This is a genomic window from Arthrobacter sp. TWP1-1 (assembly GCF_049897845.1).
In the GTDB taxonomy this organism is placed as follows: Bacteria; Actinomycetota; Actinomycetes; order Actinomycetales; family Micrococcaceae; genus Specibacter.
This window is the reverse complement of the sequence record NZ_JAFCXC010000010.1, coordinates 140,589-159,050: the sequence shown is the minus strand read 5'-3', so window position 1 is coordinate 159,050 and position 18,462 is coordinate 140,589. Positions and strand designations below refer to the sequence as shown.

Sequence of the window (18,462 nt, the reverse complement as noted above, 5' to 3'; positions counted from 1 at the left end):
GTTTTACACAGCATGGGGGCAGTCACACAAGCGCATGGCAGACAAAAACACCACCACACTTTTCCAAACTCTCGCCCGCCTGGGCCCGCAATTGCGGCCCATCCGGTGGCCCCTGATCTGGGGTTTCCTCTCGGCCCTCGCCGCCAGCGCCGTAGCCCTGGCCGTGCCTCAGGTGTACCGCTCCCTCGTCAATACGGCGCTGTTGCCAGGAACCGGGACGCAGGCCCTGTGGGTGGGAGCGGGTGTGGTGCTTGTCCTTGGAATACTTGAGGCCGGGTTAATCTCCCTGCGCCGGCAGTTTGTGATTGTCCCGGTCACCACGGTGGAAACGCGCATGCGAACCACTTTCTACCGCCATCTGCAAAACCTCGCCGTGGAATTCCACGACCGCTGGGGTTCGGGACAATTACTCAGCCGGGCCATGAGCGATCTGAACTTCATGCGCCGCTGGATGGCTTTTGGCGCCATCATGCTGGTGGTGACGGCACTGACAGTAGTGATTGGCGTAGTCCTCATGTTCTCCATGAGCTGGGAACTTGGCCTGATTTTCCTAGCTGCCGCCGTCCCCATTTCCATCTTCGGCTTCCGCTTCCGGCGTTCGTACGGGCGGGTCAGCCGCAAGAGCCAGGACCAGGCTGGCGACCTCGCCACCACAGTTGAGGAATCCGTCCACGGCATCCGCGTGCTCAAGGCATTTGGTCGCGGCCAGGAAGCCCTCGATTCCTTTGCCGGGCAGGCGCAAGAATTACAGGCCACCGAAATCCACAAGGCCAAGTCCCTCGCGGTCTTCTCGCTGGTGGTCACCCTGCTGCCCGAACTGGCCCTCGCTGCTGGCCTGGTGGTCGGTATCTTGCTGGTTTCCAACGGAAGGCTCGACGTCGGAGCCTTGGTTGCGTTTTTCGCCACGGCCGCCGTTGTGGCCGGGCCCGTGGAATCGATGGGCCCGCTGCTGGCCATGACCTTCGCCGCCAAGACAGCCCTGGACCGGCACTTTGAGGTCATCGACGCCGTCAACACCATCGAGGACCCCGCCCAGCCGGTTCATCTGGAAACCGTGCGCGGCGAGCTGGAATTCCGCAACGTCCACTTCCGCTTTCCGGACAGTCCGGCCGGTACCTCTGATTTGCTCAATGGCATCGATCTGACGCTGCACGCCGGGGAAACCATGGCGCTCGTTGGAGTCACAGGAAGCGGAAAGAGTGCATTGCTTAACCTGGTGCCACGACTCTTTGATGTCACCGGCGGCGCCGTGTTGTTGGACGGCACGGACATCCGGGACCTGACGCTGGCCGAACTGCGCCGGCACGTATCCGTCGCTTTTGAAGACACCACCTTGTTCTCCCACTCAGTCCGGGACAACGTGTTGCTGGGTGCCCCCGAACAAAACGACAGTGCGCCCGAGACCCACAATGAAGCTGGGACCCCTAACGATGCCGCCTTGGAACGCGCGCTCGATGTGGCGCAGGCAGGATTTGCCCACACGCTGAGCAACGGTGTCGACACGTTGATTGGCGAGGAGGGGTTGAGCTTGTCCGGCGGGCAGCGCCAGCGCATCGCCCTGGCCCGTGCCATTGCCGCCCGCCCCGCCGTGTTGATCTTGGACGATCCCCTCTCGGCCCTTGACGTCAATACAGAGGAGCGCGTGATGGACAGGCTGCGTTCGGAACTCGTAGGGACCACCACCTTGATCGTGGCCCACCGCCCGTCCACGGTTTCCATGGCCGACCGCGTGGCGCTCTTACAGGACGGCCGAGTCTCGGCCGTTGGCACCCACGCCGAACTTTTGGCGGGCAACAGCCACTACCGGTACGTTTTGGCCAGCCTCACCGAGGAACCGCGCGATCTGGATACGGGTGTGGACGACGACCTCTCTGATGACCTCGGCGCCGAACCGCTCACGCACAAGGGCCCACTCACGCACAAGGACCAGGGAGCCGGCGCATGAGCCGCAAAGAAAAGCCAGTGAAGACCACTTCGCCGCAGGGCACCACCGACGAGGACCGCGTTGATCTGAGCCGTGAGGACAGCCGAGCCGTGCGGCGGAGATCGGTCCGGCTGCTGCGAACATTGCTTCGCCCGGTGCGGATGCGTTTTGCCATCACCGTAGCTCTCGTGGTCCTTTCGCAGGCCGCGAAGGTGGCCGGGCCGTTGCTGATTGCGTACGGGATCGACACAGCGTTGCCTGCCCTCAGCGCGCAACCGGGCGCCAATCCCCTGCCTCTGATCATCACCGGCGGCGGCTACATTATTGCCGCGATTGCCTCGGCATGGCTGACGGCGGCCTACCTGACGGCCACGGCACGGCTCAGCCAGGCCATGCTGCTGGATCTGCGCATTCAAGTGTTCCGGCACACGCAGCGGCTGAGCATGGAATTCCACGAAAGCTACACCTCGGGACGCATCATTTCGCGGCAAACCTCGGATCTGGAGGCGCTGCGCGAACTGTTGGACTCGGGCATCTCCTCGCTCGCCTCGGGCCTGGTGTTCATGGCCCTGACGGCCGTGTCCATTTTCTCCCTCGACTGGATCACCGGATTGCTGGTGCTGGCCACGGCCATACCCATGCTCATGCTCTCGCGTTGGTACCAAAAGCGTTCGCAGGCCGCATACCGCTCCTCCCGGGTGGTTTCGGCCGGGTTGATTGTGCATTTTGTGGAGACCATGACGGGTATCCGTGCCGTCAAGGCGTTCCGGCGCGAAAAAGAGAACGCGGCCCGCTACGAGGAATTGGCCGAGGATTACCGCCGCGTTACGGTCCGTTCCATCAACCTCAACGGCGTTTTCCAGCCCGGTCTGATGCTCATCGGCAATGTGGCCGTTGCCGTTGTGCTGTTGGCGGGCGGTTTCCGCGTGCTGGGCGGCGCATTGGAGGTGGGCGCCCTGCTGGCACTGTTGCTGGCGACCAAGCGTTTCTTCCAGCCCGTGGGCCAGATGGCCATGTTCTACAACTCGTTCCAATCCGCCCAGGCCGCCCTGGAGAAGGTATCCGGTTTGCTGGAGGAGGTGCCCACCGTTCGGCCTCCGCGCCATCCGGTCCCGCTGCCCACGGCAAATGGCGAGATCCGATTCACGGGTGCGGAGTTCCGCTACGGCAGCGGTCCCCTTGTCCTGCCGAAGCTGGATTTACACATTCCAGCGGGCCAAACGGTGGCCGTGGTGGGTGCCACGGGTGCCGGCAAGTCAACGTTGGCCAAGCTCATGTCCCGTTTCTATGACGTGACGAAAGGTTCGTTAACGCTCGACGGCGTGGAGTTACGCGATCTGTCCAGCGCCGATCTGCGCCGCGCCATTGTCATGGTGACGCAGGAAGCGTTCCTGTTCAGCGGCACGGTGGCCGAGAACATCGCGCTGGGCAACCCCGGCGCCACCCGCGCACAGATTGAGGCGGCCGCCCGCGATGTGGGAGCCGACGAATTCATCAAGGCCTTGCCCGACGGCTATGACACCGACGTCAACAAACGTGGCGGCAGGGTGTCCGCGGGCCAGCGGCAACTCATCTCTTTCGCCCGCGCTTTCCTGGCCAATCCGGCAGTGCTGATTCTGGACGAAGCAACGTCCTCGCTGGACATCCCCTCCGAGCGTCTGGTCCAGACCGGCCTGCAGAAACTGCTCGGTGCACAGGGCGCCGCAGCCGGGCGGACGGCGCTGATCATTGCGCACAGGCTGTCCACCGTGGCCATGGCGGACCGGGTCTTGGTGGTTCACGAGGGAAGGATTGTTGAAGACGGCTCCCCCGCCGAGTTGATTTCCGACGGCGGCCGCTTCGCCAAGCTGCATGGCGCCTGGCAGGACTCGCTCGTCTAGAACGGCAGCTCGGCTAGAACTCTAACTCGGCCTGGCAATCCGGCAAGAAGACTCTGGTGGATCTGCTACCACTGGATTCGGCGGAATTCCTGCAATAGTTTGGCTCCGCGGTCCTGATTTAGGGCGGCCGCCCAGGAAATTCGGCCCAACAGATGGCCGCGGAAATCCGGATGCCCATCCCGGTTTTGTGATTCCGGTCCGTGGGTGTGGCAATTGTGCAGGATTGCCTTGAGCCGATCGAACTCCGAGCGGGCCATGTTGGTGCGTTGGTTGACCACCACCGAGGTCACCATCTGGCGAACGCTGGCCTGCCGCACCCGGGTCTTTAGCCGGTTTACGCCGTGCCCCTCGTCCTGAACTATCGCGGTGACCGCGGCAATAAAGGCGTCGGCACGCCGGGCCAATTCGCTGCCGCCGCTAAAGGCGAGGTCATCGGCGTATCTGGTGTACACGCCGTCGAACTTCTCCGCGAGGCCCGCAAGCCGGGAGTCCAGCCTGCGCAAGGAAAGGTTCGCGAGCATGGGCGAGGTGGGCGAACCCTGCGGCAGATGGGGTTGCGAGAGAGCCTGGCGCAGGGCGAAACGCTGCGCTGGATCACCGCCGGGTGGCATCAGCGAAAGCACTCGCGGCGGCACTCGGTGGGTGCAAATTCCCGTCAACCGGTGCGCAACAGCCTCGGTAAAACCGGCCTGCCGCAAGGTGCCAAACACTCGGCCGGCGGTGACGTTGGCGAAGAACGTCACCAAATCCAAATTCACCACCACCTCTTGGCCGGTGTGCAGCGCGGCGCCCGTCACGGCGCTCCGGCCCGGAACAAATCCGTGCGCGGCATCGTGAAGTTCGATCGGGTACAGCATTTCACGCAGAACTGTTCGCTGGATGGCCCGCAGACGAGGCGCCGGAACCTCCAGCAGGCGCGGCAGACGGCCCGACCGCGCACGCCAAAGATAGCGGTAGTGCTGTAATTTTCGCGCGGCAGTTCGGTTCCAGTGCTGTGTATCGGCAAACCATTCCAGTTCGCCCACCGTTAGCTGGAGCAGCTGCGCAAGATCGGCCAGGGTGTCAAGCCGCGGCGTCCGGGGCGGCTTGTTCTCGCGAGCCACGGCGGGTGCGAGCACGTAGTTGGCGAGCCGGAGCGGCTTCCGCTGCTGGGTTGCCTTCGCAAGGGCCTCGGCGAAGGGTTCGGAGCGGCGAATCCTGGCCGCCAGCTCGCGCGGAGCATCCGTGGGCGGGCGCGGGTACCCCTGCAAAACGTGGCTGACAAGCGGGCCCAGCCAACGCCGTCGTGCGCCAAGGACGTGAGCTCCGGCGTTCACGAGGCCCGCCGGGCTCCACTCCGGAGAGGCGAGGAAGGCCTGCGCCAGGGTCGCCACAATGGCTGACGTCGAAGGGTTGGGTGTGCGTTTGAGCGTCGCGGAGGCTGGCGTCACCAATGCGGGCACTGCTGCCTTGGGCGTCAACGTCTCGGTTTCGGGGCTCATGGCTGCGATGGCTTCTCCGATGACCTGGCTGTCTGTTCGGTTGCTGAGTTGCGCGGAGCGCAACGCGGCATCCGAGGTGCGTGGATCAGGCAATACTGCGTGCCCCGGGGTAACCCCGGGGAGGGATGTGCGCCAAAGGACGCTTCCCGCCTCATCGGAGAAACCATCGCATTCGTTCATGCTAACCGACGGCACAAGCTAAGCGACTGCCCCATGACCCCAACCGCTTCCAGTGTGTGGACATCGCATGGCGGCGGGAATAGATGCGGTGCAGCAACCGCTTGCCTCTAGTGGGACCGCCGCGTCTGTCGAGCAGTGCTGTTGGACAGCCGGAACTTTCCCACGAACTCTACGAAAGAAGCAATGCGCAAAGCTCGAGCTCTCACTTTGGACCAGCGGTCGTGGCCGCTCATCGCCGTCTTGGCGATCACAGGCGCTTGCGCCTCGTTCATGTTCACACTGGTCATGCCCATCCAGGCACAACTTCCGCAGCTCTTGGATGCTCCGCGGGAAGCGACGGCCTGGGTTGTGACCATTACGCTTCTGACCTCCGCCATCGCCACGCCGATTTCTGGCAGGCTGGGCGATCTTTTTGGTAAGCGCCGGGTCATCTTGCTCCTGCTCATCACCTTGATTGTTGGCAATATTTTGGCCGCCGTCTCGACGGATTTGACGACGCTGCTGGTAGGTCGCGCACTCCAGGGCCTTATGAGTGGTGTCATTCCGCTGGGCATTGCCGTCCTTCGGGACCAGCTCCCGGCGAAGCGTATTGGCGGCGCTGTTGCCTTGATCAGCGGTTCCTTCGGGTTCGGCTCTGCGCTCGGTTTGCCCATCAGCTCCTTGATCGCCGAGACCATGGATTGGCATGCGCTTTTCTGGATCGCCTCGGCACTTGGGGTGGCCCTCTTCGCGCTGATTGCGTTGATCGTTCCGAAGGACACGGCCTTTGCGACGGGCGGCTTCGACTACGTCGGCGCGTTCGGCCTCTCGGCCGGGCTGTCTGGCCTTCTTGTAGCTATCGCCCAGGGAAACGCGTGGGGCTGGACCTCTCCGCTCACGCTGGGATTCGGCGTCGGAGGTGTCCTGTTGCTCGTCGCATGGGGTGCCTTTGAGCTTCGGCTGGCGGATCCGGTGGTGGATTTGCGAGTCGCGGCACGTCCCACCATTCTCATGACGAACCTTGCCTCTGCCGCACTGGGGTTCGCCTTCTTCTCCTCGGCCGTGCTGTTTCCGCAACTTCTGGAGCTTCCCACGAGCACCGGCCTGGGCCTTGGCGTGTCCCTCCTGTCGATGGGCCTCATTCTTGCCCCAGCCGGGCTGGTGCAGATTGCCATGGCCCCCATCGCGGCCCGGATGAACCGCACGGTTGGCGGGCGCGCCACCCTCGTGACCAGCGCCGTCATCATTGCCTTCTCTTATGCCTTGGCCCTGCTGGCCGCCACCGAAATCTGGCAAATTCTGCTCGCAAATGCGCTCATTGGAGCTGGCATCGGCATCGGTTTCGCGTCCATGCCGATGTTGATCATGGGGGCTGTCGATTCAACGGAAACCGGGGCCGCGAACGGCTTGAATTCCCTCATGCGCGCCCTGGGAACGAGCAGTTCCGCTGCCGTTATGGGCGCAATTCAAGCAGCCTCCAGTGCGGGCATCTCGGGGCCGACGGCGGGAGGCTTCCGGTTGGGATTTGCTGTGGCCCTAGGGGCCGCGGTTGTGGCTGGAATTTTGGCACTCTGCATTCCTAAACCGCGGCCCGTGCACGCTGTGGCCGTTGATACCTCAGTTGATGTCGCAGCGGATAGTTCCGCCCGCACCTCCGAAATGGCCCCCGAATCGGCTTTAGAAACGGCCTAGCCAGCTACCGCGAATGACAAGAGTTCAGCTTGCCCCTGGCTCGCGGTGACGGTGAGCTGCGTGTAGGGCTGCTCCGGAAAGACCAGATCGGTCAGGGTTGTCAGGCCGTCTTCTGCAAAGATCTCAACGGAGCAGGCATCGACGATGATGGTCAGGGAAATGCGCTCCATCGCTGATGCCGCTGAAGTCGCGGATGCGAGGTTCGCGGTCTCGATTGATGCAAAGTTTTCCGCGAATGCTGTCTTTCCGGATTCCCGGCGATCAAGGGACAGGGTTCCCTGGGCGGGGTTCACCGTGATGACAGTTTGGCCATTTCCTTCGCCGTGAAGGATGAAGCCAACATCGCTGCTGCCATCGCTCTTGAGCTCAACGGTAATCACCTTGGCGGTGCCGGATCCTAGGCTGAACGTCTGGGATCCCGAGTCAAGGAGCGACGCGGAACCTTCCAGCGATGCAGGGATGGCTTCCGCGGAACCTGCCGCAACGGGCCGTTGGCGAAGCCGCGGTTGACCGTTGACGCTGGTCAGGGTGATTTCTCGGGGGTAAGCCATGGGTCCGCGCCAAGGGCTGCTCGGAATGAGGTTGGCGTAATCCCAATTGTTCATCCAGCCGATCATGATGCGGCGCCCATCGGGGGCATTACTGAATGAAACGGCCGCATAGTAGTCACGACCCCAATCCAGCCACTGGTATTCGGCCAAGCGCTCCGGATCTTCCGGCCCTTCGGTTACCGTGGTTTCGCTGAGGAACGTTGTTCCATCGAATTCGCCGATGAAGTACTGTCCGGCCGATCCGCCATTGATGCCACCCGGGTTCATGTTCACCGTGAGTACCCATTTGGACAGGGATGGATCTGCCTCGTGGGGAAGTGCAAAGAGGTCGGGGCATTCCCAGACGCCGGCCGTTGCGTTCGCGGGCCCAAAATCGCTGAGGTGGCTCCAGTCAATCAAGTTGTCTGATTTGTAGAGGACAACTTTGCGTTCCATCGCCTCCACAGCAACCATGACCCAGTAGGAGGCGCCGTCGGCCTCATACAAAAATACCTTGGGGTCCCGGAAGTCTGCTGATCCGCGATCCAGGACCGGGTTGGCCTGGTATTTTGTCCAGGTCAGTCCGTCATCGAGGCTGTAGGCCAGCGATTGCGCCTGAATGCCGTGCCGAGACGAGGATTCCGAGTAGGCGCTGGTGTAGACGGCAACCATCGGCGGAATCGCGGCCGTACCAAGACCGCTTGAGTTAGTTGCGTCAAAGACAACACTGCCGGAAAAAATCGCCTCGTCGTCATCGCAGGCAATGGCGACAGGGAGCTCCTTCCAGTCCAGGAGGTTTTCAGACACGGCGTGCCCCCACGACATATTGCCCCACACATCACCAAAGGGATTGCTTTGGTAGAACAGATGGTAAACCCCGGCATGGAAGATCAAGCCATTGGGATCGTTGAGCCAGGTATTTTCGGCTGTGTAGTGCGCGGAAGGACGGTAGGCCTCAATAGCTTGGTTAACCAGTGCAGTCATGGGGAAATATTCCTAGTGTGGAAGTGAAGGCGTCAGGCTGCTGCCTGTCGGACGCTGTTGGATGAGTACTTCCTCGAGTTCGGCGAGGAAAGGCGGGTTGGCACCTGACCGGCCCACAGTGATAGCCGCGGCAGCGGCGGCGACCCGGCCCATCCGCTCCAGCGATACCGCACCGTATGCGGCGTCGGGCGCGGCCAAGATACTAAAGATCAGCGCCGCCATGTAGGAATCACCGGCACCGATGGTATCCGCCACGGTAGTAGGCACAGGTGGCACCATAATCGCAGTGTCGGCACTTGTCAGCATCGCACCAAGCGCGCCTCGCGTAATGACCACCAGATCCGGACCAAGGGTGAGAATATGCTCCGCTACCTCGCTGTTGCTCCGGCCCGGGAATAGCCAGTGCGCATCCTCGTCGCTGAGCTTGACCACGTTGGCCATCGCCGCAATGCGCTCAAAGGCGGCGAGCGATTCCCTGTGCGGCGGAATCAATTCCGGCCGGATATTCGGGTCAAAGGTGACGATGCTCTTGCCTGCGCACTGGAGGACCGCATTTTCAACGGCCTGACATCCGGGATCGGTAAAAGCTGCTGCCGAACCTATGTGCAGGAGGCTGGGCAGCCAGGGGAGATTAACCTCTTGGATGCTCCAGTCGACGCTAAATTCATACTCGGCAGAACCGTCGTCGGCAAGCTGGACGTTCGCTGTTGACGTGCTCGTCAGGGGCTTGGCCCACTCGAGAACCTCGACGCCGGCGCTGTCCAGGTGCGCCCGCACGATGGCACCTAGGCGATCATCTCCAAGTGCGGTCCACAAAGCGGTTTCGGTGCCAAGTTTGGAAAGACCGTAGGCAACGTTCGCGGGCGATCCGCCGGGGTATTCATGAGTCCCCGATGATGTGGTCACTATGTCAATGAGTGACTCACCAATCACCAGCGCCTCGGCGGATCTCGCAGTGGTCAAAGTTGGATTCGGGGGCATGCAGTATCTCCGACGATCAGGTTCGTAAGGTGTGGTTGGGGCCCGTTTTTGCGCTCCGCGCAAGAGGGCGGGAAACGTGCCCCAACCACGTGGACAGGGGCTAGGAGTTGCTCTGGAAGCGGTCGTAGGCCTGCTGGTAGGTTTCGATCATCCGGTCAAGGCCGATGCCCTTGAGCTGGGAAACATAGCCATCCCACTCAGCGTCGACGCCGCCCTGGACAATCCACTTCGCCAGCTTTTGCTTGGTCAAGGACGTCACGTCAGTCTCAATGCTGGAGATCTGCTGCAGTTCCTCGTTGGACAGCGGCACCGGCGGGTAGGCAGCGTTAGCAGCATGCGGCAGGTACATTTCCTGGACGATCTTCTGTCGTTCCGCGGCGCGGGGTTCCGGTGCCACGACGTTGATGAAGTCTTCCTTGGTGATGACCTTGGGTCCGCCCGGGGCGACCTTCTGTCGGCGTTCGCCTTCGCTGGTTGAGGCATCGGCGGGGATCTGTACGAGGACTCCCTTGGCGTCCTTCTCCAGCGTTACGCCGATCGGTCCCCAGTTGGCCTGAGCGGACTGGACCGGCTCGTACAGGTAGTCGACCCAACGCATGGTTGCCGCCGGGTACTTGTTGGCCCGGGTGACGGCAAACGCGCCGCGGTTGATTTCCTGGTTGTTAGCAACGCTAGCGAGCTTCTTGCCGTCAACGCCAGTCAGAATCGGCACCAAGACGTAGTCGCCGGCCTGATCCTCGCCCACCATTTCCTTGATTTCCCACCAGACAAACGATCCGAGGGACTGCGTCGTGGTCTTACCCTTGGCCAGGTAGGACTTGTCATCCTGCGAGAACGATTCCGGATCGATGAGGCCTTCCTTGTACCAGGAGTTCAGCGCCGAGATGGCCTTCTTGTACTGCGGCTGAACGGCGGTGAAGACCACCTTGCCGTCTTGCACAATTCGGTGGTCGACGTTGTCCGGGATGCCACCGAGTGCGGCGATCAGGTCAACAATGTCGCCACAGAAGGTGCCGGGTTCGTAGCTGAGGGGAATGGTCTTTCCGCCACCGGCCGGGTCTGCCTTCTTGAAGGCCAGCAGTGCGTCGTGGTACTCGTCGATCGTGGTCGGTACCGCGAGGCCCAACTTATCCAGCCACGTCTTGTTGATGGCGATCATGTGCGGGAACTGGACCAGCCCGAGTTCTTCCACGGACGGAAGCGTATAGATGTGACCGTCGGAAGAGGTGATGGCGGCCTTGATGTCGGGGCGGGCCTCAAGGATCTTCTTCAAGTTCGGTGCGTGGGAGTCGATCAAGGTTTCCAGCGCCAGCAGGGTTCCGTTGGTGCCGTATGTGGCAACTTCGGAGTCACTGAGACCGGTGTTGAAGAAAGCGTCGGGCAAGTCGCCGCTGGCCAGGATCAGGTTCTTCTTTTCCTGGTAGACGTTGTCCGGCAGGTTCTGCCAATCGACGGTGATGTTGGTGGTCTTCTGCCATTCCTGAACCAGGGTCATGCCCTTGTAGTCAGGGGCCAGTGCCGATTTGCTACCGGAGAAGGTCAGCGTCAGTGGCTTGGTTACGACAGGGTAGCCGCTGCTCTGCAGGCCGAAATCGGCTGAAGAGTCCTGGATGGCACCTTTTGACTTGTCGGAGGAGCAGGCATTGAGCATGAGCGTACCCACGGCCAAAACGCTTAAGGAGGTGAAGTTACGGCGTGAAATCATCATTGGTTCAGTCCCAACTTGTAGTGGTGTTAGTTTTTGACGGCGCCGATGAGGGCGCCCTTGGTGAAGTGCTTTTGCATAAAGGGAAGTGCGATCATCAACGGCAGGCTCGAGACGACGATCATGGCGTACTTGGTCAGTTCGGCGATTCGCTGCGCTGCTGCGTAGGAAGCAACATCGCCTCCGGTAGTTCCGGTGGAGGAGATATCGGATTGGATCAGGATGTTTCGCAGGACCAGTTGGAGCGGGTACTTCGTGTCGTCGTTGAGGAAGATCAACGCGTCAAAGAAGGAGTTCCAGTTCGCCACGACGTGAATCATGATCATGAGCATGATCAACGACTTCGAGAGCGGCAGGACCATCTTCAAGAAGAACGTGAAATCGTTGGCTCCGTCGATCTGGGCTGCTTCGCGCAGCTCTTCGGGGACGGACTGTTCAAAGAAGGAACGGGCGATGATCAGGTTCCAGACACCCACGGCACCAGGCAGAACAACTGCCCATATGGTGTCGAGCATGCCCAAGTCACGGACCACCAGGTACTTGGTGATCAAGCCGCCATCGAAAAACATGGTGATGACGAAGATCAGCATCAGGATCTTCCGGCCGGGGAGATCCTTCCGGGACAGGGCATAGGCACCGCAAAGAATGGTGGTGACGCTAATGAGCGTTCCAACAATCGTGTAGAGGAACGTGTTGCCCAGGCCCTGCCAGATCCGCACATCTGCGAAGATGCGCTGGTAGCCCTCGAAGGTTATTCCCTGGGGGAAGAACCAGACGTTGCCTTCGTAGATCTGGTTGGGATCACTGATCGAGGCAATCACCACGAAGTACAGGGGATAAACAACTGCCGCGATGGCCAGCAACAGCACGATGACGGCCACCGTGTTGAAGACAGGATCGGCAAACTTGTCCCGCAACCGCGGGCGTCGTCGCTCAGGCGTGGACGGGGTGCCGGCCTGGGCAGTTTTCATGTTTCGGGTTTGAGATTCAACAGTCACAGCGACATCACCACAGACTTGCTTGTTGGGTCCGGCGAGCTATCGTGTTGAACGTCAGCAGGAGGGCCAGATTGAGGACGGAGTTGAAGAGGCCAATTGCCGCGGAGTAGCTGAACTGGGCCTGCTGCAGACCTGCGTGGTAAACGTAGGTTTGGATGATTTCCGACGCCGAGAGGTTCAGGTCGGTCTGCATGAGTAGGGCCTTCTCGAAACCAACGTTGAGCAGGTTTCCGATGGCCAGAATGAACAAGATGGTAATGACAGGGGTAATGCCGGGAAGATCGATGTGACGGACCCGCTGGAACTTCGATGCGCCGTCGACCTTGGCGGCCTCGTGCAGTGAGGGGTCAATGCTGGCCAGTGCGGCCAGGTACACGATCATGGAGAAGCCGGCGTTCTGCCAGACATCCGAGATGACGTAGACGGGGCGGAACCATTCAGGAGTACCCATGAAGAAGATGGGCTCTCCCCCGGTCAACTTGATGACATTGTTGACAAGCCCGGAGCGCGGCGACAGCAAGACGAACATGATGCCAACCACCACAACGGTGGAGATGAACGCTGGCGAGTACAGCACGGTCTGGGTGAACTTCTTGAACCGTTCGCTCTGCAGCTGATTGACAACCAGGGCCAGAATAATCGGCACCGGGAAGGCGATCAGGAGTCCCAGAACCGCAATCCACAGGGTGTTCCCAATGACCTGCGCGAATTGGTAGGACTGGACGAACCGGACAAAGTTATCCAACCCCACCCAGGGACTGCCGCTGAACCCGTCAATAGGGTTGTAGTTGCGAAAGGCAATCTGTACGCCGTACATGGGCCAGTATTTGAAGATGGCAACGTAGATGAGCGCGGGGGCTAGTAATACGTATAACTGCCATGCTCGAAGCACCCGCTTGAAGCGCAAAGAAAGAGGGATGTGTCGCTGAATGGGCCGCGCATCCCGCCGCTTTTTGGTGGTCTGACTCATTGGGACTCCTTGATCTTTTCCACTGAGTTCCGTTCAATAAGGGAGCAACCCAAGAGTTCAAGTTGCCCAAGAGGTTTAATTCCGCCGAGGATGAGATCGACGGCACGCCGCCCCATCTGCTCGAAAGAGAGGTCCAAGGTGGTGAGCCCTGGCCTTAGATGAGGCGCAAGGGTTTCCTGGTTGTCGAATCCGATAATGGACACGTCCGCAGGGATTTTCTTCCCCAGTTGCGCCATTGCCTGATAGGCACCCCACGCCGTTCTGTCATTGGCACAGAAGATGGCTGTTGGCGGTTCCGGCAGCGCCATGAGTTCAAGTGCGTACTTGAAGCCATGCTCCTCGCTGCCCTCACCAAACCTGACCAGTGACGGGTCCAGAGTCAGCCCTGCACCTTCCAGGGCTCGGCGATATCCTTCGAAACGCCCCACCGCACCAGGCAGCAGACTTTCGAGCGTCTCGATGTTGATCATGGCCACCCGGCGATGCCCGGCGTCCAATAGATACTGCGTTGCTTCAAAACCTCCGGCCACTTCATCCGGGGCAATACCGGGGAAATACCCAGCCTTGTCCTCGGAGTTCAGTACCACCGTCGGTACCTCACGAAGAACCTCGGGAACATCTAGTTTTTGGTGATACATGGAGGCGTAAACCACGCCGGCGACCTTGTAAGACAACATAGTCTCCAGTGACGCCAGCTCAAGTTCCTTGTCACCGCCAGTGTTGATGGCAATCAAAAGCAGGCCGGACTCCCAAGCCCGCTCTTGTGCACCTTCAATAATTTTTCCAGCGAACGGAGACGTGGCAACAGTGTCGCCGATGAATCCGATCATGCCCGCAACACCCTCGCGCAGCACCTTTGCGTGAGCATTGGTCCTGTATCCGAGGGTTTCAACGGCCTTCTGAACGCGATCTTTCGTTGCGTCAGAGAACCGCGATCCGCTCACATCATTGAGGACCAGGGAAACAGTAGCCTGTGAAACGCCAGCTTCGCGGGCCACGTCATGCATTGTGGGTCCCGATGCGGACTGTTTCCGTGCCATTGTTTTCCGAGCCTCTCCATTGAGTTATGCGTATAACCGAACAGAGAAAACTGTAATAGCTGCCACAGGAATCCGTCAAGTGATTTGACTCAATAATTTTCAAAGAAGTTCGACGGCGGGACTCACCTTGGGCGTTGCGCTCAAGCCGCTCGGCCCCGTCGAGCTCTCCGGGGTTGCTGGATGTCGATGAATCTCCCGTAACAATGCTGGGCGCAAGCTGACAATTTGCCGCCCCATTCATGGCTCGCTCGCGTGGACGTCCAGTCGTGTGGGACAGTAAACCCATGGTTACGTCTTCGCGCAAACCCCTCCCCGGCACTACCAACGGGCAAGCGGCTCCCCTGCCAAAACCTTCAGCGCGAGCGCTGCTCGGAACGCTCATGCACGTCGCCGACGCCGTCCATGCCCTTCGCGGCCGCATGGCTATCGCAACGGGTGCCGTCCCGACCATCGTCGCCTATCCCGGATACGGCAATACCAGCTGGGTGCGCGTGTTGGCCCGGGTTGTCCTGACGGGCAAGTCCGGTGGCGCCACGAGCGGCAAGCTGCGCGGCTGGAAGTCTTTTACCAGCGTTCCCGTACGGCACAGCCACGTGGAAGTGGAGATCGGTGGCGTCAGCCATTCGGTCCAGGCAGATGGCGGTGGACTCGTGGACGTTGTCCTGGACGCCCAATTATCACCCGGATGGCACACGATCATCCTGCGCAGCCCGGACGCGGCCCCGGCCGAGGCGCGCATGCAGATCATCGACCCGGAGGCCCCCTTCGGCATTGTCTGCGACATCGATGACACCGTCATGGTCACCGCATTGCCCCGGCCGCTGCTGGCGTTGTGGAACACACTTGTTCTCAGCGAGCGGGCGCGGACACCAACCCCCGGCATGGCTGTCATGCTCGATCGGGTCATGGCGCAGCATCCCGGTGCGCCGATCCTGTATCTCTCGACCGGCGCGTGGAACGTGGCCCCGGCTCTGGCCCGTTTCCTGGCCCGGAACTTGTACCCCGACGGCGTGCTGCTGCTCACCGATTGGGGTCCGACCAGGCAGCACTGGTTCCGCAGTGGCCGCGAACATAAGCTCAATAACCTAGAGCGGCTCTCACAGGAATTCCCCAGTGCACAGTGGCTCCTTGTGGGCGACGACGGGCAGCACGATCCGGAGATCTATGCCGAATTTGCCCGCACGCATGCCACACAGACGGCCGCCGTCGCGATCCGTCAACTGTCCACCGGCGAGGCCCTGCTGGCAGGCGGCCGCGCTCATGAGGACTCCCCCATGGCCGAACATGGGGCCGTGCCGTGGGTTTCCGCGCCGGATGGGGCCGGCCTGGCAAAGCAACTGAAAGCTCTCGACCTGCTCTAAAATCTCGACGCCTCTCGGCTCGGAAGGGAGCTACCCGCGCCCGTTCGGGTTAGGATTCAGTTCCGTCCTACAAACACGAACTTTCGAGGTCCCCATGGCAGAGCAGCAACTCCGGCAAGACAAACGTGCCGCCGTAGTAATTAATCCAATGAAAGTTCCGGACGAGAATTTCAAAGCGAATTTCCTCCAAGTGTGCGCCGACGCCGGGTGGGCCGAACCGTTGTGGCTGGAAACCTCGGAAGAAGATCCCGGTGCCGGACAGACTCGGGAAGCCATTGAGGCCGGGGTCGACGTCGTCATTGCCGCAGGCGGCGACGGCACCGTCCGCTCTGTCGCTGAAATCATGGCCGGCACGGACACTGCCATGGGTTTGATGCCGCTCGGAACGGGCAATCTGCTGGCGCGAAACCTCGGAATTGACGTCACCGATCCCCTGAACGCGGGCAAGGACGTTTTAGCCGGATCCGAGTCCAAGATCGATGTTGTCAACGCCGTGATTGACCATGGAAAACATGAACGGCTATTCCTGGTCGCCGCCGGTGTTGGATACGACGCCGCCATCATGGGAGACACCATCGACGGGCTCAAAGACCGAGTGGGCTGGCTGGCTTATGTGGAATCCGGCCTACGGAAACTGCCGGGGAAGTCCGTAACTGCCAAGGTTACCGTCGACGGAAAGCAAACGATCCACCACAGGGTCCGGAGCGTGATGGTGGGCAATTGCGGCAAATTGATGGGTGGCGTGCAAATCTTCCCCGACGCATTGGTCACCGACGGAATTTTGGATCTCCTAATACTTGCTCCACGGGGCCGGTTTGGCTGGCTCGCTGTCCTCGCTGGCGTCTTTAGCAAGGGCTCCAACAGAAACAAGTCTGCCCAGAGCTACTCGGGCAAGACTGCAGAGATTGAATTGGACCGTCCGCAGGAATTCCAGCTCGACGGCGACCATCTCGGCACGGCAACACATCTGCGCGTCACTGTCGATCCGCTGGCCCTGACCATCAGAATGACAGAGTCACCTCAGTAGCAGCGCGCGTTTAGACGGCGTTTAAGAGAGCCGTATTTAGGGGACTTGCAAGGCCACATGTCAGGAAGGAGAACCAGATGAATGACAAGGAAATACCTAGGCGCGCACTGATCGATAATGGGGAGGCACCCCAAGGTTGGCGCGAAAAGTTCATTGTGGAGGAACGTTTTGTTCCGACCGCCACAAGACGCCGCCTTTACCGTACGTCGTTAGTGCTGGTGGCGGTGGGGCTGGCATTGTTCCTCCTCCTTCTTTTCGGTGTCTCGACTCAAACGGGGCTACAACGATTTGATCAGCCCGTCTCCACATGGTTTATTTCTCTGCGCTCGGACTGGCTGACAAACATCATGATTGCGTTGGCCGTGGTCTTCGGCCCCAAGGCGCTCCCCATCATCGTCCTGGTCATCATTGTCGGGTGGACGCTGCTGGCAAGGCATGCGTGGCGGCCCATTCTACTGGCGGCCGGCATGATCACCGGCGTCCTTCTGGCCCAAATCCTGGCGCCACTGGTCAAACATCCCCGCCCGCCGGTCGATCTCATGCTTTTCGGTGCCGACAGCACCTACTCATTCCCCTCCGGTCACGTCCTGGGAACCTCAAATGTCTTATTAATTCTTGCTTTTCTCATCGCGAGCCGACGCCAGAATAAACGCCTCACGGTACTTTTATTCACTGTCGCCGCCCTAGTGATCCTCGCCCAGGTGGCGAGCCGGCTCTACCTCGGCTACCACTGGCTGACTGATACCACGGCGTCCATTGCACTATCAATGGCAATACTAGGAGGAATCATGGCCGTCGACACGGCGAGGACGGTTCGCATCCGCGGGGAAGAAGTCCACGGCGAACACTCACAATCCCAGGTCGACGGAACATGAACGCCGGGAGGGAAGCCCGCCGGGCCGCCAGCCGAGCTGGCAACAGCCCCGCCCTGACCACGATCGCCAGAATCGGTTTTGCGGCCAGTGGGCTCGTGCATTTGCTCATGGGCTACCTGGCCATCCGAATTGCCACTCATCAGGGAGGCGAATCAGACCAGTCCGGCGCCTTCGCCCAGATGGTGAAATTGCCCGGCGGGATGATTATTCTGTGGGTCACCGTGGTGGGTCTGACAGCCTTGGCCTTATGGCTTCTTCTGCAAGCCAGCCTTGGCATTGGCTCTTCGTCAAAAAAGAGATGGGCCCGCAGCCTGATTTCACTTGGCAAAGCCGTCGCCTATGTTGCCTTGGCCGCCACTGCCCTGTCGTTGGCCCTCCGGCATCCAACAGACTCGGCCGCGAGCACTCAACAGGCCAGCGGAACCATCCTCTCCCTACCCGGCGGGCAGGCGCTGCTCATCGCCGTCGGACTCATCACGGCTGGTATCGGCGGCTACTTCATCTACAAGGGCGCGCGGAAAAAGTTTCACGAGGATATCTCCCTGCCTGCAGGCGGGGCCGGGAAAGCAGTGGACCTGCTCGGGATTGCAGGATACGTAGCCAAAGGCATCGCGATCGTGACGCTCGGCATCCTGTTCATCGTCGCCGCCGTCAAGGTGGACCCCAAAGATGCTTCGGGCCTCGACGGCGCCCTAAAAGCCCTTGTCGCCCTACCCTTCGGTGAAGCCATTTTGCTCGTGATTGCTTGTGGTCTAGTGGCGTACGGACTCTACAGCTTTGCCCGGGCCAAACTGGCAAAGCTCTGAGCCCCGAGCCGTATGCGGCGCCCTGACAATAACCTGGCAGGGAGCGACG

The 18,462-nt window shown here is 60.8% G+C and carries 14 protein-coding genes; 7 read left to right on the top strand and 7 right to left on the bottom strand.

Annotated elements, in window-relative coordinates:
- Positions 1 to 34: 34 nt before the first annotated feature.
- Entirely contained in the window at positions 35 to 1,945 is a 1,911-nt protein-coding gene (locus ACP7B9_RS15710) for an ABC transporter ATP-binding protein (protein ID WP_425864897.1), read from the top strand.
- Positions 1,942 to 3,804 (top strand): ABC transporter ATP-binding protein, encoded by a 1,863-nt coding sequence (locus ACP7B9_RS15705; protein WP_425864895.1) that lies wholly within the window; start codon positions 1,942 to 1,944, stop codon positions 3,802 to 3,804. Before ACP7B9_RS15710 ends, ACP7B9_RS15705 begins: the two co-directional genes overlap by 4 nt.
- A 65-nt stretch (positions 3,805 to 3,869) precedes the next feature.
- On the opposite strand, the gene ACP7B9_RS15700 is transcribed toward ACP7B9_RS15705, so the two are convergent.
- Positions 3,870 to 5,465, bottom strand: a complete 1,596-nt coding sequence (locus ACP7B9_RS15700; protein WP_425864894.1) for a reverse transcriptase family protein — start codon at positions 5,463 to 5,465, stop codon at positions 3,870 to 3,872.
- 183 nt (positions 5,466 to 5,648) lie between these two features.
- On the opposite strand from ACP7B9_RS15700, the gene ACP7B9_RS15695 reads away from it, so the two are divergent.
- Positions 5,649 to 7,136 (top strand): MFS transporter, encoded by a 1,488-nt coding sequence (locus ACP7B9_RS15695; RefSeq protein WP_425864892.1) that lies wholly within the window; start codon positions 5,649 to 5,651, stop codon positions 7,134 to 7,136.
- On the opposite strand, the gene ACP7B9_RS15690 is transcribed toward ACP7B9_RS15695, so the two are convergent.
- The 6 genes from ACP7B9_RS15690 to ACP7B9_RS15665 all read right to left on the bottom strand — a co-directional run bounded on the left by ACP7B9_RS15690 (position 7,133) and on the right by ACP7B9_RS15665 (position 14,344).
- On the bottom strand, positions 7,133 to 8,650 hold the full coding sequence (locus ACP7B9_RS15690; protein WP_425864890.1) for a glycoside hydrolase family 32 protein: 1,518 nt from the start codon (positions 8,648 to 8,650) through the stop codon (positions 7,133 to 7,135). The two genes, ACP7B9_RS15695 and ACP7B9_RS15690, sit on opposite strands and share 4 nt — an antisense overlap.
- A 12-nt stretch (positions 8,651 to 8,662) precedes the next feature.
- Positions 8,663 to 9,613: a carbohydrate kinase family protein gene (locus ACP7B9_RS15685; RefSeq protein WP_425864888.1), complete on the bottom strand. Its 951-nt coding sequence runs from the start codon at positions 9,611 to 9,613 to the stop codon at positions 8,663 to 8,665.
- Positions 9,614 to 9,731: 118 nt separating this feature from the next.
- A complete protein-coding gene (locus tag ACP7B9_RS15680) occupies positions 9,732 to 11,339 on the bottom strand; it encodes an ABC transporter substrate-binding protein (protein WP_425864886.1) in 1,608 nt (535 codons plus the stop codon).
- Between the two features lie 26 nt (positions 11,340 to 11,365).
- Entirely contained in the window at positions 11,366 to 12,307 is a 942-nt protein-coding gene (locus tag ACP7B9_RS15675) for a carbohydrate ABC transporter permease (RefSeq protein ID WP_425864885.1), read from the bottom strand.
- 34 nt (positions 12,308 to 12,341) lie between these two features.
- Positions 12,342 to 13,304 carry an ABC transporter permease gene (locus ACP7B9_RS15670; protein ID WP_425864883.1) on the bottom strand — a complete coding sequence of 321 codons (963 nt, stop codon included), beginning with the start codon at positions 13,302 to 13,304 and terminating at the stop codon, positions 12,342 to 12,344.
- Entirely contained in the window at positions 13,301 to 14,344 is a 1,044-nt protein-coding gene (locus ACP7B9_RS15665) for a LacI family DNA-binding transcriptional regulator (RefSeq protein ID WP_425864881.1), read from the bottom strand. Before ACP7B9_RS15665 ends, ACP7B9_RS15670 begins: the two co-directional genes overlap by 4 nt.
- 284 nt (positions 14,345 to 14,628) lie before the next feature.
- On the opposite strand from ACP7B9_RS15665, the gene ACP7B9_RS15660 reads away from it, so the two are divergent.
- The 4 genes from ACP7B9_RS15660 to ACP7B9_RS15645 all read left to right on the top strand — a co-directional run bounded on the left by ACP7B9_RS15660 (position 14,629) and on the right by ACP7B9_RS15645 (position 18,413).
- A complete protein-coding gene (locus ACP7B9_RS15660; RefSeq protein ID WP_425864880.1) occupies positions 14,629 to 15,705 on the top strand; it encodes an App1 family protein in 1,077 nt (358 codons plus the stop codon).
- A 148-nt stretch (positions 15,706 to 15,853) separates the two neighbouring features.
- Positions 15,854 to 16,732, top strand: coding sequence for a diacylglycerol/lipid kinase family protein (locus ACP7B9_RS15655; protein ID WP_425864878.1), 879 nt, complete (start codon positions 15,854 to 15,856; stop codon positions 16,730 to 16,732).
- Positions 16,733 to 16,809: 77 nt separating this feature from the next.
- A complete protein-coding gene (locus ACP7B9_RS15650; RefSeq protein ID WP_425864876.1) occupies positions 16,810 to 17,607 on the top strand; it encodes a phosphatase PAP2 family protein in 798 nt (265 codons plus the stop codon).
- Entirely contained in the window at positions 17,604 to 18,413 is an 810-nt protein-coding gene (locus ACP7B9_RS15645; RefSeq protein ID WP_425864875.1) for a DUF1206 domain-containing protein, read from the top strand. Before ACP7B9_RS15650 ends, ACP7B9_RS15645 begins: the two co-directional genes overlap by 4 nt.
- Positions 18,414 to 18,462: the final 49 nt, after the last annotated feature.